This is a genomic window from Buchnera aphidicola (Nurudea shiraii) (assembly GCA_039829955.1).
In the GTDB taxonomy this organism is placed as follows: Bacteria; Pseudomonadota; Gammaproteobacteria; order Enterobacterales; family Enterobacteriaceae; genus Buchnera_B; species Buchnera_B aphidicola_AY.
On the sequence record CP140035.1, the window covers coordinates 456,153 to 474,576 of the forward strand.

12 protein-coding genes, 1 tRNA gene and 1 pseudogene are annotated in these 18,424 nt (G+C 23.5%); 12 read left to right on the forward strand and 2 right to left on the reverse strand.

The features are described 5' to 3' along the window. Nucleotides 1-106 precede the first annotated feature (106 nt). The gene (gene asd / locus U0T63_02035; protein ID XBC39117.1) at nucleotides 107-1,219 is read right to left on the reverse strand and encodes an aspartate-semialdehyde dehydrogenase; all 1,113 of its coding nucleotides are present in this window, start codon (nucleotides 1,217-1,219) and stop codon (nucleotides 107-109) included. A 464-nt stretch (nucleotides 1,220-1,683) separates the two neighbouring features. On the opposite strand from asd, the gene U0T63_02040 reads away from it, so the two are divergent. From U0T63_02040 to recD, 8 genes and pseudogenes are all read left to right on the forward strand, one after another. Continuing rightward, a complete protein-coding gene (locus U0T63_02040; protein ID XBC39118.1) occupies nucleotides 1,684-2,277 on the forward strand; it encodes a YhgN family NAAT transporter in 594 nt (197 codons plus the stop codon). A gap of 384 nt (nucleotides 2,278-2,661) precedes the next feature. Then, nucleotides 2,662-3,822, forward strand: a complete 1,161-nt coding sequence (locus U0T63_02045; GenBank protein XBC39119.1) for a phosphoglycerate kinase — start codon at nucleotides 2,662-2,664, stop codon at nucleotides 3,820-3,822. A gap of 45 nt (nucleotides 3,823-3,867) precedes the next feature. Further along, entirely contained in the window at nucleotides 3,868-4,947 is a 1,080-nt protein-coding gene (gene fbaA / locus U0T63_02050; protein ID XBC39120.1) for a class II fructose-bisphosphate aldolase, read from the forward strand. Between the two features lie 133 nt (nucleotides 4,948-5,080). After that, on the forward strand, nucleotides 5,081-5,923 hold the full coding sequence (gene mscS, locus U0T63_02055) for a small-conductance mechanosensitive channel MscS (GenBank protein XBC39121.1): 843 nt from the start codon (nucleotides 5,081-5,083) through the stop codon (nucleotides 5,921-5,923). 35 nt (nucleotides 5,924-5,958) lie between these two features. Continuing rightward, nucleotides 5,959-6,951 (forward strand): annotated as a pseudogene (locus U0T63_02060) (exodeoxyribonuclease V subunit gamma). Nucleotides 6,952-8,103: 1,152 nt separating this feature from the next. Next, a complete protein-coding gene (locus tag U0T63_02065) occupies nucleotides 8,104-9,285 on the forward strand; it encodes a hypothetical protein (protein XBC39498.1) in 1,182 nt (393 codons plus the stop codon). A gap of 45 nt (nucleotides 9,286-9,330) precedes the next feature. After that, on the forward strand, nucleotides 9,331-12,822 hold the full coding sequence (recB, locus tag U0T63_02070; GenBank protein XBC39122.1) for an exodeoxyribonuclease V subunit beta: 3,492 nt from the start codon (nucleotides 9,331-9,333) through the stop codon (nucleotides 12,820-12,822). Between the two features lie 95 nt (nucleotides 12,823-12,917). Next, nucleotides 12,918-14,687, forward strand: a complete 1,770-nt coding sequence (gene recD, locus U0T63_02075) for an exodeoxyribonuclease V subunit alpha (protein ID XBC39499.1) — start codon at nucleotides 12,918-12,920, stop codon at nucleotides 14,685-14,687. Between the two features lie 66 nt (nucleotides 14,688-14,753). Here the strand turns inward: recD and U0T63_02080 are convergent. Continuing rightward, nucleotides 14,754-14,827 (reverse strand) — tRNA-Met (locus tag U0T63_02080). 414 nt (nucleotides 14,828-15,241) lie between these two features. On the opposite strand from U0T63_02080, the gene ribE reads away from it, so the two are divergent. The 4 genes from ribE to nusB all read left to right on the forward strand — a co-directional run bounded on the left by ribE (nucleotide 15,242) and on the right by nusB (nucleotide 18,420). Next, the gene (ribE, locus tag U0T63_02085) at nucleotides 15,242-15,706 is read left to right on the forward strand and encodes a 6,7-dimethyl-8-ribityllumazine synthase (GenBank protein XBC39123.1); all 465 of its coding nucleotides are present in this window, start codon (nucleotides 15,242-15,244) and stop codon (nucleotides 15,704-15,706) included. 57 nt (nucleotides 15,707-15,763) lie between these two features. Beyond that, nucleotides 15,764-16,738 (forward strand): thiamine-phosphate kinase, encoded by a 975-nt coding sequence (gene thiL / locus U0T63_02090; protein ID XBC39124.1) that lies wholly within the window; start codon nucleotides 15,764-15,766, stop codon nucleotides 16,736-16,738. Nucleotides 16,739-16,835: 97 nt separating this feature from the next. After that, on the forward strand, nucleotides 16,836-17,936 hold the full coding sequence (gene ribD / locus U0T63_02095) for a bifunctional diaminohydroxyphosphoribosylaminopyrimidine deaminase/5-amino-6-(5-phosphoribosylamino)uracil reductase RibD (protein XBC39125.1): 1,101 nt from the start codon (nucleotides 16,836-16,838) through the stop codon (nucleotides 17,934-17,936). A 49-nt stretch (nucleotides 17,937-17,985) separates the two neighbouring features. After that, on the forward strand, nucleotides 17,986-18,420 hold the full coding sequence (nusB, locus tag U0T63_02100) for a transcription antitermination factor NusB (protein XBC39126.1): 435 nt from the start codon (nucleotides 17,986-17,988) through the stop codon (nucleotides 18,418-18,420). Nucleotides 18,421-18,424: the final 4 nt, after the last annotated feature.

Consider the following 18,424-nt stretch of genomic DNA (forward strand, 5'->3'; position numbering starts at 1 on the left):
AAATAACACTTAAATGAAACATAAATACTTATAAAATATATACTTCATAAAATAATTACGTGAGTAATATTAACTAACATTAAATCAACTAATGCTAGCTACTTCTTTATTTAATAAGTATTTTTAACATACGCCTTAAAGGCTCTGCAGCACCCCATAACAATTGATCTCCTACAGTAAACGCAGATATATATTTTTTTCCAATATTTAACTTTCTCAATCTTCCAACAGGAGTAAGTAGAGTGCCAGTAACCGAGAGGGGAGTTAAATACTTGATGGTTTCACTAATTTCATTAGGAATCACTCGTGTCCATCGATTATGATGTGATAAAAGATTTTCTATTTCTAATAAAGATATATCTTTTTTTAGCTTAATTAAAAATGATTGACTATGACATCTCAAAGATCCTATGCGCACACATAATCCATCCATTAAAATATTTTTTGGAAATGATAAAATTTTGTTTGCTTCAGCTTGAATCTTCCATTCTTCTTTGCTTTTTCCGCATTTTGTTTTTACGTCAATCCAAGGAATTAAATTATAAGCTAATGGAGCATGAAATTGATCAATAGGAAAAGTTTTAGATACACTTATTTTATGAATTTTTCTTTCAATATCTAAAATCGATTCAGCGGGATTTTTTAAATAAGTAGAAATTTCTTTATCAATAAGACTTGTCTGATTTAATAATTCGATCATATGGAGTGCTCCGCTTCCTGATGCAGCTTGATAAGTAGATACTGTAATCCAATCAATTAAATTATTAACAAACAATCCACCTAAAGACATTAACATTAAACTAACAGTACAATTTCCACCTATAAAAGTCTTAATTCCTTTATCAATAGATTTATTAATAACTGACAAGTTGACTGGATCCAGTACAATAATGGCCTCTTTTTTCATCCTAAGATAAGATGATGCATCTATCCAATATCCTGTCCAATTGATATTTCTCAACTTATAATAAATACTTTTTGTATAATGACTTCCCTGACACGTGATAATTACATCTAATTCTCTTAATAAATCAATATTGTAAGCATCTTTTAAGTTTCCATAATATTTTCCACTAATAACGGGTCCCTTTTCATTTATTTGAGAAGTAGAAAAAAAAACCGGGTTAAAACGCAAAAAGTCTTTTTTTTCTTTCATACGTTGTATTAACACCGATCCAACCATACCTCTCCATCCTATTAAACCAACAGATTTTTTCATTATTTAATTTATCCAACAATTAATATTGCAATAATCATAAAATAAAATTTATTTAATTTTAAATTCATATTTAAACAAATTTTAAAATTTTATGCCATACTTAAGTTTTAGCTTTATTCTAAAAATCGAAAATATCTATAAATAAAAACTTACCAAAACAAAAACATAATGTTTTCAGAAAATTACATAAACAAAATAAGATTTTATATTAAGTTTATTTAAATTTGAAATACTAAAAATTTAAAATATAAAATTATCTTAACACGTTTATATTACAATAATTATTACATCGAAATAACTTTAAAATTTTTTATAATTCTAAATTTCTATATTAATATCTCAATATTTAAAAACTTTAAATTATATCTTTCAAAAATCATTCTAAGTCGTCTATAATTAATTTTTGATAAATATAATTTATTATATTATTTCGCATATAAAAACAAATTTAATCAGAGTAGATTATGAAAGAAATGATTTCTTCAACAGTTTTATTAATTTTAATTATGGATCCACTTGGAAATCTTCCTATATTCATGTCTATATTAAAAAATTTAGAACCAAAACGTCGTCGTATCGTTTTACTAAGAGAAATGATAATAGCTTTATTAATAATGCTATTATTTTTATTTTTAGGAGAAAATATTCTTAAATTTTTAAACCTAAAAACTGAAACAGTTTCTATATCAGGAGGAATAATTTTATTTTTAGTAGCAATTAAAATGATCTTTCCATCCCATGCACATGAAAATCACGAATTAAAAATCAAAAAAGAACCGTTTCTAGTACCTTTAGCCATTCCTCTAGTAGCGGGACCATCACTTTTAGCCACATTAATATTATTATCACATGAACACTTAAACAAAATTTTATATCTTACTGGATCTCTTTTAATAGCGTGGATTTGTACAGTAATAATTTTATTATCATCTAACATGTTTTTGCGTTTATTTGGAACAAAAGGAGTAGATGCTTTAGAACGATTAATGGGACTAATTTTAATTATGTTATCTACTCAAATGTTTCTAGATGGTGTAAAATCATGGTTTAAAACTTAAATAAAACTTGTATAAAAATACTCCGATACAGCATCAGTTTTTTGAAAATACATTAAAATATAAAATACATCAAAAGTTCTAAATATAGCGTCTCAGTGTCAATACACCTAAAACATAAGTCATGCATACAATAAAAATTAAATTTAAAAAAGAACCAAAATGCTTATTTATATAATGCATATGATTAAAACATTTAATATATAAAAACATTAAATACGTATTTAAGTTTTACTACAATTCAATATTAAAAGCGTTAAAATATATATTTATGTCTATTTAATATGATTGATAATAATATATAAAATTAACATAAGTTTTAAAATAATTCCAAATTAATTTATTTTTTGGGTCTTACTCCATTAAATATTTGTTGACGGTAAAAAAATGTCAATTATAAAAATAACAGATTTAGATTTGTCTAATAAAAAAGTACTTATACGATCAGATTTAAATGTTCCGATCGAAAATAAAAAAATTACTTCTTACGCTCGTATTCATGCATCATTGCCTACTATAAAATTAGCACTAAAAAAAAATGCAAAAGTCATTGTTGCTTCTCACCTAGGAAGACCAAAAGAAGAAATATATGATCCAAAATTATCATTATTTCCTATATTTAAATATTTAAAAAAAATATTTAAAACAACTAAAGTACACTTTTATAAAAGTTATTTAAATGGAATTAATATTAAATCAGGAGAATTAGCAATATTAGAAAATGTACGTTTTAATAAAGGAGAAAAAGAAAATAGCATATTCCTATCTAAAATATACGCTGATTTATGCGATATATTTGTTATGGATGCCTTTGGATCACTACATAGAAACGAATCATCTACATACGGTCTTTCTAAATATTCAAAAATAGCATGCTCTGGATTACTTTTAGATTTTGAATTAAAAACATTAAAAAATTTTTTAAAAAATCCTATTAAACCAACAGTTACAATTGTTGGAGGTTCCAAAGTATCAACTAAATTTAAATTATTACAATCACTAGCAAAAATATCTGATACCTTAATAGTAGGTGGGGGTATTGCTAATACATTTATAGCTATTGATCACCACGTCGGAAAATCTCTTTTTGAACCTAATTTTGTTAATCAAGCTAAATTACTACGAGATAAATATAACATTTTTGTACCAATTGATTCTCGAGTAAGCACTACGTTTCATAAAGATAGCATTGACACTATAAGAAATATTTCTGAGATAAAAATAAACGAAGAAATAATGGATTTCGGAAATAAAACTATAGAAAAAATGATTCCAATATTACAAAAAGCAAAAACAATCTTTTGGAACGGCCCTATAGGAGTATTCGAATTTAAAAATTTTCGAAAAGGAACAGAAGCATTAGCTATAACTATTGCAAACAGTGATGCTTTTTCTATAGCAGGTGGTGGAGATACTTTATCTGTAATAGATATGTTAAATATAAAAAACAAAATTTCTTACGTATCTACAGGAGGAGGATCCTTTCTAAAAGTTTTAGAAAAAGAAGAATTCCCAATAATAAAGTTATTAAAACGTTTTTCTATATAAAATAATTTTGTTTGTATTGCAATTCTTCTTTAATAGGATATTGAAATGTGTAATATTTTAAATTTTGTAAAACCAGGTGTAATGAATGGACATGAAGCACTCAAAATATTTGATATAGCAAAAAAAAACCATTTTGCCATACCAGCTATAAACTGTATAGGAACTGACTCTATAAACGCAGTTTTAGAAACGGCAAAAAAAGTCAACAGTCCCATTATTATACAATTTTCTTATGGAGGAGCAAAATTCATTTCAGGACAAGGAATTACAACTAATAATCTACATAAAAAAGCAATTTTAGGTGCTATATCAGGAGCACAACATGTACATTTAATGGCAAAAAATTATAAAATTCCTGTTATCTTACATACTGATCATTGCGATGCAAATATGTTACCATGGATCGATAAATTAATAAAAAAAGGAGAAAAACATTTTAAAAATAACAAAAGACCTCTTTTTACTTCTCACATGATAGATTTATCTAAAGAATCATTAGAATGTAATTTAAACATCTGCGAAAAATACCTAAACAAACTAAAAAATATCAATATGTTATTAGAAATAGAACTCGGTTGTACAGGAGGAGAAGAAGACGGAATAGATAACAGGAATATAAGCAAATCTTCTTTATACACAAAGCCTATAGATGTAAATATTGCATATAAAAAATTGTCTTGTATTAGTCCTTGTTTTACCATTGCTGCATCTTTTGGAAATGTTCATGGCGTATATAAATCAGGAAATGTTTGCCTAAAACCCAGTATTTTAAAAAAATCACAAAGTTACGTTTCAAAAAAACATAATTTATCACATAACCCATTAAATTTTGTATTTCATGGAGGTTCAGGATCATCTTTATATGATATTAAAAAGTCTATACAATACGGAGTAGTAAAAATAAACTTCGATACCGATATTCAATGGTCTACTTGGAAAGGAATATTAGATTTTTACAAAAAAAACCGAATTTATTTGCACAATCAAATAGGAAATACACTCGATCCCAATAAACCTAACAAAAAATATTATGATCCTAGAACATGGATTCGTTTTTCTCAAATATCAGTATCAAATTATCTAAAAAAAATATTTAAAGTATTAAATTCTTGTAATACTCTATAAAAACTATTTTAAATAATTATAAATTTTAAAATTAGAGGAGGATAATTATTATTCTCCCTGATTTTATAATATTTTGAAATGAACTTTACAAAATTTTAATACTAAATAAGATAATATTTAAAGAAATATAAAAATGAAAAAATTAAATACAGTTCATGATATCAATCATACAAGTAATTGGTTTACACGAAATCAAGAACTTTTAGTAAGTTATGCTATTAGCTTTGTATCAGCTATTACAATTTTGATAGTAGGTTTGTTTATAGCAAAAACAATTTCAAAAGTTGTCAATAAAGTTCTAATTACAAGAAAAATAGATAGTACTATTTCTGAATTTCTTGCTGCATTACTAAAATATATAGTAATCACATTTGCCATTATAGCTTCATTAGGATGCATTGGAGTACAAACAACATCTATTATTGCTATATTAGGTGCAGCTGGAATGGCTATCGGATTAGCTCTACAAGGATCACTTTCTAATTTCGCAGCAGGAGTTTTGCTAGTCACTTTACGACCACTGCGAACTGGAGAATATGTAAATTTAGGAAATATATCTGGAACAGTATTGAATATTCATATATTTTATACTATGCTACGTACTTTAGATGGAAAAATTGCTGTTGTACCTAATGGAAAAATTATATCTGGAAATATAATAAATTATTCTAGAGAAAAAGTTAGAAGAAATGAATTTATTATTGGAGTTTCATATGACTCTGATATTGATTTAGTAATAAAAGTTTTAAAAAATGTTATAGACAAAGAAGAAAGAGTTTTAAAAGATAAAGATATTACAATAGGACTAAGTGAACTTGCACCATGTTCTTTAAATTTTGTTATACGTTGTTGGAGTAATACAGAAGAACTAAATACAGTATATTGGGATTTGATGGCACAATTCAAAAAAGCTTTAGACAAAAATAATATTGAAATTCCCTATCCGCAACTTAAAATTCACTATTACAAAAAATAATCTAATAAAAGTTTAAAACTTATCAAAATAAAATTATGTTAATAATATATAAATCATACAATTTTCAAGATCTTATAGAAAAAGCATGTACTATTTTTACAAAGTTTCCATTATCCCATCCATTACAACATGAAATATTTATTACAAAAAATAAAAACATAGATCGTTGGATAAAAATTTTTATAGCTAAAAAATATTCAATATCTTCAAATATAGAATTTCTTAGATTTCAGAAATTTGTATGGAAAATATATCGATATTTCAATTCTAATTACTATTCTAAATTAGAATTTGAAAAATACTACCTAATATGGAAGATGATGAATATTAAAAACATAAAAGAATTAACTAATTTTATCGGTAATAACACCTCACAAATAAAGTTATTTGAAATAATATCTTATTTATCGAAAAAATTTGAAGAATATTTATTTTATCGTCCAGATTGGATTAAAGAATGGGAAACAAATTTAAAACCATTAAAAGATGAACACTTATTGATTAATAAATACAAATTAATATGGACACAACTTTTAAAACATATAACAAATAAACATCAATCTATTCTAAATAATTAAAAATTAATTTTATTTTTAAAAAAAAAAATACAAAAAAAAAAAAAAAATATAAAAATTCAAAAATTTCCATCTAGAATTTTTATTTTTGGAAATCAACATTTAAAACCATTTAATATGATTTTCTTAAAAATAATAAGTAAAATATGTACAATACACTTTTTCTATATAACTCCCTATAAAAATGAAACAAAAATATTATTAGATAAAATAAAATTTAAACAGCATGAACTTACATTAATAAAAAACAATACATCATGCTTTTTTAAAGCAACTCAAACTTATAAAACTATTTTGGAAAACATTTTTAATAAAAAAAACAACACAAATGAAACTATGCTGTTAGGAAAATATGGGTGTGAATATACTATTTTACTACATTTAATCAAAAAAAAAGAAATCAATATATTTAATTTCAAAAAACCCACTTGTCTGCTTCAAGAAATACAAAAAAAAATTATTAACACTCAAATAAAACCAAGTTCTGATATTAATAAAATCCAATTAAATAAAAAAACATATGAAAAAGACCAATCTATTTCTATACATGTATGTTCAACAATAAAAAGAGAAATAGAAGTATTACACGAAAATTTATTAAACGTATTTAATACTTACCATGACATACTATTTAATGATGTTTTAATAATTAGCGCAAACATAAACCTATACACTCCATTTATTTATTCTATATTTAATTCATTTAATCCAAAACATTATATTCCTTTTTGCATTTTATCAAATTTCGACAAAAAAAAAGAAACTATTCTAAACACTACAATTAAAATCCTTGATTTACCTTATAACTCTCTTGATAACGAAAATATTTTTACCTTTTTAGAAAATTCTTTTATACTAAAAAAATTTGAGATAAAAGAAAAAGAAATAAATATCCTACATAAAATAATAAAACAATCTCAAATTAATTTCGAAAGTACAAGATATTCTTCAAAATTCCAATTTAAAAAAAATAACCAAGAATGTATCTTAAATGATGGAGAAAAAAGAGTTTTTTTAGGACAAGCAATAAATGATAAAAATTACACTATATGGAACAAAAATGTTCCTTATAATTTTTCAAATACAAAACATTTCGATATCTTTAACAAATTAATAAAACTTATAATTTTGTTAAGAAAATGGAAAAAAATATTATCTACTTCGAAATGTCTTAAATCCTGGAAATTAATTTTTGAAGAATTATTAAACAACTTTTTTAACAAAAATAAAAAAGAACAAAAAGAAATATCGTTTATTAAAAAACAATGGAACTCCATAGTCCAACCTGGAATTTTAGAAAATTATAAAAAAAGAGTTTCTATTAAACTATTAAAAAACGAATTGTTAAAGAGTTCTTCTAAAAAAGAAAATACCCACGATCTTTTTTCTGGAAAAATTACTTTCTGTAATAAATTTATACTAAGAAGTATACCTTTCAAAGTTATTTACATTTTAGGAATGAACGAACTTTTTTCAAACAAAAAAATTTTTCATGAAAATTTTGATTTAATAAATAAATATCCTAGAATTTGCGATCCAAATAGAAAAGACGAAGATGAATATCTGTTTTTAAAAACTTTGCTATCTGCACAAAAAGTATTAATTATGAGCTATTATAAAAACTCTGAAAATAAAGAAAAACATAAACCATCATATATTATTCATAAATTATCTTTATATATTTCTAAAAACTTTAACATTTTTAATATTCAAAAAAAAAATAAACATGATAACAATAGGAATAAATTATCCTATAATCTATATCATTATCATACAAAAATACCTTATCAAATTGACAATTTCATTGAAAAATCTAACCATCAAAATTTTAATAAAACATGGCTAAAAATTTCTCGACTACAAAAACAACCAAATAAAAATATCCTAAAACCTCTTAAAAAAATTGAATGTAAACATGTTAACATTACATCACTAATATCTTTTTGGAAAAATCCAATTCAAAATTTTTTTAATAAACGACTTCATATTAAATTAAATCCCATCGAAGTTCACGACCTAAAAAAAGAAAATTTTCAAATCAATAAACTCAATAACTATACAATTAACCTCAATATAATTGATTTTTTGTTGAAAAAGAAAGATACTAAAAAATTGTTTCTATATTTTAAAAGCAAAAACATCATACCACACGGATGTTTAGGAGAAATATATTGGGAAAATCAAATTTCTTCTCTTGAACCATTATGTAAAAAAATCAATACCATTAAAACAAAATTGATAGACAAAAAATTCTGTTTTAAAATAAAAAAATATACTGTATACGGAACCCTAAAGAACATAAACGAAACTGGATTATTACGTTGGAAGCCTAATTTTATAACTAATAAAGATATGATTTCTCTATGGTTAGAACATTTAATATGTTGTTCTATATTTAAAACTAGTTATAGTATTATGCTAAGTCCAAAAAATAAAAGTTTAATTTTTTTAAAAATAAAAAAAAAAAGAGCAAATGATCTTTTAAACAAATATATTATTGGATACTTAAATGGAATGCAAAATCCTTTACTTTTAACAAATTCTGGAATTATATGGTTAAATTCTGTATATAATAAAAAAAACCAAACTATTTCTAAAAATATAGAAATTTTAAAAAAATCGAGAAAAAAAATGATGAATGTATGGGAAGGAAATAATTGGATCCAAGGAGAAAAACATAACTTATATTTAAAAAAAATCATATATACCCTAGACAAAAAAATTGAATCTAAAATATGTAACGTGGCTAAAAAATGGATATTGCCTATATTAAAACATATTAAATAAATTAAAATACTTATATTCAAATACATCATAATAATCTAATATAAAATGCAAAAAAAAATAAAAATATCTACATTAGATGTAATTAATCTTCCTTTATCAGGAAAAATATTAATTGAAGCATCAGCAGGAACAGGAAAAACGTCTTCCTTAATTATATTGTATCTTAGACTCATATTAGGAATAACACATACTCATAAAAATTTTCTAGTTAAAGAAGTATTGGTAGTAACATTTACAAAACACTCAAAAGAAGAACTAAAAACTAGAATAATAAAATATATTCGTGATTTTAGAAAAATCTGTGAAAAAAAACTTGAAAATAATATTACTATTTTTCAAAATTTATTAGATAAAATTAAAAACTTAAAAAAAGCCATTTTTATATTAATCCAAGCTGAACAATCTATAGATGAATTAGCAATTTATACAATACACGAATTTTGTTACAAATCATTACAAATTAACAAATTTTGTTCTGAAATATTCACTCAAAATAAAATTATAAAAAATTCATATTTTTTATATCTTAAGTCTAGCAACTTATTTTGGAACAAATATTTTTCTAAAGTACCTAAGGATGTCGCAAAAATAATTCTAAAATATTTTCAAAATCCAAATAACTTATTAAAAAATATTTTACCATTCTTATCAAATTATAATATAAAAAATAAAATATTCTTAAAAAAAAATACCGTTCAACTTTACGAAATACTAATCCAAAAAATAAAAAATTTTAAAAAAAAATGGATAGAAAATTATATAAAAATGCTGATATCTATTGAAAAGTCTAATATAAATAAATATAGTTACAATAAATCAAACTTATTAAGATGGACAAGCATTATCACAAAATGGACGAAAGAAAATACAACAAATTTTAACATCCCTAAACAATTAAAATATTTTCAAAGTAACTATTTAATTAAAAAAACTCTTTCTGGGAACAGTCCTAAACATGATATGTTTAAAATCACTGAAAATTTTTTAAAAATAGATTTTTCGTTAAAAACTTCATTTATTATAGAATCAACATTACAAATAAAACAAGAAATTGAAAAAGAAAAAAAAAATCAAGGAATATTTGAATTTGATGATTTAATTACATTTCTTCATAAAGTTCTAAATAAAAAAAACGAAAAAATTTCTAAAATTATTAAAAAAAGTTATCCAGTATTACTAATTGATGAATTTCAAGACACAAATTATCAACAGTACGAAATATTCAGAAATATCTATAAATTAAAGAAAGATCTATTTATTCTAATAGGTGATCCAAAACAAGCTATTTATAGCTTTAGAGGGGCTAATATTTCTTCATATATACAAGCAAAAAAAAACATAAAACAAATATACGAACTCAGCGTAAATTGGAGATCTTCAAAAGAAATGATAGACAGTACAAATTTTTTATTTTCTGAAGCTAAAAATCCCTTTTTACTCTCTGCAATAAAATTTGATCCCGTAAAATCCATATATAAAAAAAAAGAAATAATTTTTAAAATAAAAAAAAAATCTCAACCAGCTATACGTTTTCTTTATAACAAAAAATTAAAAATAACAAAAGACAGTTATAAAAATTGGATTATAAATTCTTTTGTAAGTTATATTCTATTTTGGTTAAATGAAGGAGAAAAAAAAAATGCTATTATTATACACAACAAAAAAACAAGATGCGTATCTTTAAATGATATTTGTATATTAGTGAATAACAAAAAAGAAGCATGCATGATGCAACAAGCCCTACATAAAGTTAATATTCCATCAAAATATTTTTCTGAAAGAAAGAGTGTGTTTCATAGTGACGATGCATTAGAACTATTTTGGATATTTCAAGCTATCTTAAATCCTAAAAATGAATTTATTTTAAAAAGAGCTATATCTACTAAAATTATAAACAAAAATTTTCAAGAAATTGATTCTCTTACAAGAAACTACCTATTTTGGTCAAGTTTAATAAATATTTTTTATAATTATTTGTCACTTTGGAAAAAATTTGGTATTACATGTGTAATTCATCAAATAATAATAAACTGTAAAATATCTATCAATAACAATTTATTCGCAGAAAATATTCCCAATATCCACAATATTCTCCATATTGGAGAACTATTAGAGATAAAGTATAATGAAATAAAAAATAAACACGTTTTAATCTTATGGTTCGAAAAAAAAATAGCTGAACAGCACGATATTCCTCATGAAGATTACATACGATTTGAACACAGCAAAAACTATATAAAAATCGTTACTATTCATAAATCTAAAGGTCTTGAATATCCAATAGTACTTATCCCATTTTTAATTCTTTCTTACAAAAATGTAAATTTCGATTTTAAAATTTTTAAAGAAAATAAATTACATTCTATCCCAGAAAAAAATATATTATCAGAAAACATGCGATTACTATATGTTGCATTAACTCGAGCAATTGTACACTGTTGTATAGGAATAGCATCCATACATAACAAAAAAGAAAAAGATAATAAAGGTTTCTATTCTAGTGCTCACAGTAATGCTTTAGAGTATATTATTCAATCACATAAAAAACGTTCAAAACAACCATTACTTAAAATTCTTCTAGACATCAATCATAATGAAAATATAGAAATTACTTCTGAATTACCTCAATATTATTCTTCAAATACAAAAAACAAAATTCAGTACAAAAGATTAAAAAGTAAAAGATTAACTAGAACATTAAAATATAACTATGACATTACTAGTTATTCTAAATTAAAAAAAATGTATAATATAAAAATTCCGTTACAAAAAAATTATAATTCTTTTTTCGAAAATATACATAAAAAACAAAAAAATAAAAAAAGTACTAAAATAATTACGTCATATGAATTTCCCAAAGGAAAAATCTTTGGAACATTTATCCATAACATTTTAAAAAAAATTAATTTTCAAAAAAATATAAATATAATTTGGATTTCAAATGAGCTTAAAAAAAATAACTTCAAGGAAACATGGTCTCAACCATTTAAAAATTGGATTAATTCGATTTTAAATATACCTTTAAATAAAAACAACTTAACACTATCTCAATTAAATCTAAAAAACTGTATAAAAGAATTAAAATTTTTTTTATCCATTAAAACCTCACTCACAAAGAAAAAGATACAAAACCTTATTAAATTAGCAAATATATCTTCAAATATTCCGAACGAAATATCACTAAATCCTATAAATGGAATAATAACAGGATCAATAGACTTAGTTTTTAAATGGAATAAAAAATATTATTTGCTAGATTACAAATCTACCCATTTAGGTTTCTTAAATTCTGATTATACTAAGGAAAAAATTGAGAATTCAATAACAAAAAATTTATATCATCTACAATATCAATTATATAGTATTGCTTTACATAAGTATTTACAACAACGCATGAAGAACTATTCTTTCCATAAACATTTTGGTGGAATGTACATTTTGTTTTTAAGAGCTATAGATAACACGAATTCAAAAAATGGAATATTTTTTACATTACCAAGACTAAGCGTCATAAAAAAACTAAATAAAATGTTTTAAAAATTATATAGGAAAAATATGAATACCACATTTTTACTTAAAAAACTAATAAAAAAAAAATAATTGATTTATCAGATTTGTACTTTTCTTTTACCATTGCTCCGAAACAATCATTTCCAATAATATTTCTCATTGCTTATACCAGTCATTTTATCCGAATGAGTCATACTTGCTTACCTATTTCAATTTTAAGAAACAAAAACGTACTATGCAACAAAGAAAATACAAAATTAATAAACAAAATTTTAAAAAAAATAATATTTGAAAAAAATTTTTTATTACAAACACTTAAAGAGAAAATTAGTAGTAACGGATCTTATCTTACACCTCTAGTTATCTTAAACGAAAAAATATATTTTTTTAAAACATGGAAAGCAGAAAAAAAAATTTTTCATTTTATATCTACACCTCAATACCATAAAAAAGAAAAATTAATAGAAATAAGCAAAAAAATAACCTCTTTACTGCACGAAAATAAAGATGAATTTCAAAAAATTGCTATTCTTTTTTCCATTATAAATCAAATAACTTTTATTATAGGTGACCCTGGAACAGGAAAAACCACAATAGTATCTAAAATATTAACTGGAATAAAAATTATATTTCCTAAAAAAAAATTAAAAATTCAACTAGCGGCTACTACTGGAAAAGCAGCTTATCGATTAACCGAATCTGTTAACAATTCTATATCAAATCTTAAAAACTTTTACAAAAATGAAACAATTTCAATTAAACCTGCAGTTACTTTACACCGATTACTAAAAGTTAATTTTAAAAGCTATCAGTATTTTAAACATTCCGAAAAATTCTTAGATATAGATATATTAATTGTAGATGAATCATCCATGATAGATATTTTTATAATGGAAAAACTAATTGATAGTATATCAAAAAAAACTAAAATTATATTTTTAGGAGATCCTAATCAATTACCACCGATAGGATGTGGACATGTTTTAAAAGATATATATAGCTATCATTATAATGGTTATACAAAAAAAATGACACAAAATATAAGCATTTTTAAAATTAATAGTATAAAACAAATCTCCAATTATAAATTTTCTGAAATTAATGAAAAAATATGTGTCTTAAAAAAAAATTATCGTTTTAATGAAAAATCAGATATTTACTATATATCTAATAAAATTAAAAAAAATAAATTTAATAATTTTAAAAAATTATTTTCTAATACCTATAAAAACATTAAATTTTTTACTTTAAATACCGGTCAAGATTATAAAAGAATGATAAAAAACTTAACTAAAAATTATATAAACTACTGGAATATCTTAAATAAACAAAAAATATCAGACATAATTTCAATATTTAATAATCATAAATTAATTTGCATTTTTAAAAATGGACCATTTGGAATTCAAGGATTAAATGAAGAATTAGAATACGAAATGAATAAGCAAGGATTAATTAAAAAAATTGTTATAGATGAGAAAATAATATATTTTGGACAACCTATATTAATTTTAAAGAATGACTATACAATGAATTTATACAATGGGGATACAGGAATAATTATGTATGGAAAAAACAATACACTGCAAGCATTTTTTGAAATTAACAAAAATAAAACGAAAGCAATACCAATTAATCTGTTACCAAAATTTCAAACAAACTGGGCTATGTCAGTGCATAAATCTCAGGGATCAGAATTTAATCATGTTAGTTTAGTACTGCCACACACTCAATTAAATATTTTAAACAAAGACATAATCTATACAGCAATCACTAGAGCTAAAAAAACGCTAACTATATATAGTAGTAAAAAAACGTTTAAAAAAGCAATAAAAAATAAAACTGTAAGATATGGAGGATTATCTCAAAATGAATGTATTTATGCTAAATAATTTTGTAAACTACAAATATCCAACTTAAAAGAACTTAAACATAATATTATTAAATATCAATCTTTATTGCGGGAGTTGGATTTGAACCAACGACCTTCGGGTTATGAGCCCGACGAGCTACCAAACTGCTCCACCCCGCGTTCTATAGATAAGACTATATACACATTACAATAAAGATGCAATCTTTTTTTTAAATTAATTTAAAAACGCTTAAAATACTATTTTGTTTCTCTGAAGTAAAATAAACTTGAAATATTACGACATTCACTCAAAATATAAAATATATTTTTCTAATAAAAATACAGGACAGTTCTATAAAACTTACAATTTATCAAAAATTATATAAAACTAAATAATTAAAATATTTCTTTTAAATAAATCATATTAAAATATAATTTTGCAAAGGCATAATAAAATTATCAACATAATTATATCAAAACTTAATTAAAAAAATAAAATAATTAACATCAAAATATAAAAAAAGTAAAATTAGATTCAAACATCATAAAACATACCTTATAATAAAAGTACTAATATATTAAAATAACAAAAATATGAAAATAATTAAAGAAACTACATTAGCTAAGAAAGCAAAAATAGCCATAATTATTAGTAGATTTAATTACTTTATTAATAAAAATTTATTAAACGGTGCACTAGACATTCTTCAAAGAATTGGGCAAGTACAAGATGAAAATATAATGATTATATATGTTCCAGGAGCATTTGAAATACCTATCATATCGGAAATAATTGCTCAAAAGGACCAATATGATGGTATTATTACCTTAGGAACTATTATAAAAGGACAAACGCTACATTTTTCACTTTTGTCACACGATATTAGTAGTAAAATATCTAATATTAGTATCCAATATAAAGTTCCTATTTCTTTTGGAATAATTATAGCTGAAAATATAGAACAAGCAATTGAACGTTCAGGAACTAAAATAGGAAATAAAGGATCAGAATCAGCTTTAGCAGTATTAGAAATGATTAATGTTATTAAAAAAATCTAAGATTTTACTAAAATAAGCATACAAAACATAAAACACATCTTTATAAAGTAGATTTATATGAACTTAAGTGAAAACATAATAATTCAAAACTATTTTAGTGAAACACTAAATAAACACGACAAAAATGTTATACAAGACATAGGAGATGATTGTGCACTAATTACAATTCCAAAAAACCATGTACTCTCAATTAGTACTGATACTTTAACAGAAGGCACTCATTTTCTTAAAAACATTAATCCTTCCGACTTAGGATATAAAATCGTTGCTGTAAATCTTAGTGATCTAGCAGCAATGGGGTCAAAACCTAAGTGGATTACTTTATCTTTAACTATTCCTAATAATAATATATGTTGGATAAAAAAATTTAGCAAAAGTTTATTTAAAACATTAAAAGATTATAATATGAAACTAATAGGAGGAAATACAAACTGTGGTAAATTAAGCATAACTACTAGTATCTACGGAATCATTCCAAAAAATCAAGCTTTATTAAGAAAAGGAGCTCAAATAGGAGATTTAATATATGTTACAGGAACTTTAGGTGATAGCGCAGCTGGACTTTTTCTTCTTCAACAAGGAAAAAAAAATATTAAGGAAAATCTTAATTTTCTAATTAAAAAACATCTGCATCCCATTCCAAGAATCAAACATGGACAATTACTTAGAAACATTGCTAGTTCTGCTATAGATTTGTCAGATGGACTATTATCCGATTTAAAAAAAGTTCTAGATTTAAGCAACTGTGGCGCAAGTATTAATATAGAACAATTACCAATATCCCCATTACTTAAGAACAATTTTACACAAGAAAAATGGTTAAATTTTGCTATTAACTCAGGAGAAGACTACGAATTATGTTTTACTATTCCAAAAAAAAATATATTAGCTTTAAAAAATTCTATTGATCCTCTTGGAGTTAATTATAATTGTATAGGAAAAATTAACCATATTAAAGACGGATATAACATATTGTACAATGGTAAAAAAATACACTTTTCACACACTGGATATGATCATTTTTCTAACTAATTATAATTTTAAAAAATGTTTAAAGTACTTTATACTTGAAAAAGTTAAAATTCAAAAAAACCATTGCTATCTTAAAATACTTTTACATCAAATGTATATGAACGATAATTTTTATATGAACAAAGCTATTCAACTAGCAAAAAAAGGCATATTAACTACTTCTCCAAACCCTAACGTAGGATGTATTATAGTTAAAAATAATGTTATTGTTGGAAGAGGATGGCATAAAAAATCTGGATACCCGCATGCGGAAATATATGCCTTAAAACAAGCAGGAAATAAAACAAAAGGAGCTACAGCATATGTTACATTAGAACCATGTAGTCACTTTGGAAAAACTCCTCCATGCTGTATAAAACTAATAAAATCAGGCATTCAAAGAATTGTAATATCCACAATAGATCCTAATCCGAAAGTGTCTGGAAAAGGTATAAAATGGCTCAAAAATAAAGGAATTGTAGTAAAAGTAGGAGTAATTCCTCAAAAATCTAAAAACATAAATAAAGGATTTTTTAAAAGAATGTATACAGGAATTCCTTGGGTTCAATTAAAACTAGCTAGCTCTATCGACGGAAGAACTGCTTTAAAGAATGGATTAAGCAAATGGATTACTTCAAAAAAATCTCGGAAGGACGTACAAAACTACAGAAAGCAATGCGATGCTATTATAAGCAGTAGTAAATCTGTTATTATAGATCAATCACTACTAACTGTAAGAAATATTACAAAACAATATTGTCTTAACACACTATCTAAAATAATAACAAAGCAACCAATACGGGTTATTATTGATAGAAAAAATCGCATTAAACCTTCACATAAATGTATTCAAGAACCTGGAAAAATATTATTAATTAGATTAAAAATAGATAATGAAAATTGGCCTGATAATGTTGAACAAATAGTTATGCATACACATAGATCTAAAATTAACTTATTAAATCTTCTAAAATTTTTAGGAAAAAGACAAATAAATAAAGTATGGATAGAATCAGGAGCATCACTATCAGGGTCTTTTTTAAAATCAAATTTAGTTAATGAATTAATTATTTACATGGCTCCAAAATTACTAGGACATTGTGCAAAACCGTTGTTTATATTAAAAAATTATGAAAAACTATCTTCTGTTCCTCAATTTGTCTTTAAAAGCATTGTTAAAATAGGACAAGATATAAAATTAACTCTTATAAACAAATAAACGTTTTAGAATTTTTATTCGAAATAAATATATAAGGAAAATTTCATTTATGAAACCTTTATCTAGAAGAAAAGCAAGAGAATGTGCTGTACAAGCACTGTACTCATGGCAAATATCTAACAATAATATTCATGATATAGAAAACCAATTCTATGAAAAAGATGACTTAAAAGATATTGATAAAATTTATTTTCATGAATTAATTATAGAGATTACAAACAATCAAAAACATTTAGATACTTTAATGACTCCTTACCTTTCCAGAACTATTCACGAATTAGGTCATATCGAAAAAGCTATTCTTAGGATTTCATTTTACGAATTAGAAAAAAGACATGATATCCCTTTTAAAGTAACAATAAATGAAGGAATTGAACTAGCTAAAAGATTTGGAGCGAAAGCAAGTCATAAATTTATAAATGGAGTTTTAGATAAAGCCGCAGCACACATCCGAGATTACACTAAAAAAAACATCAAAAAATAATAAT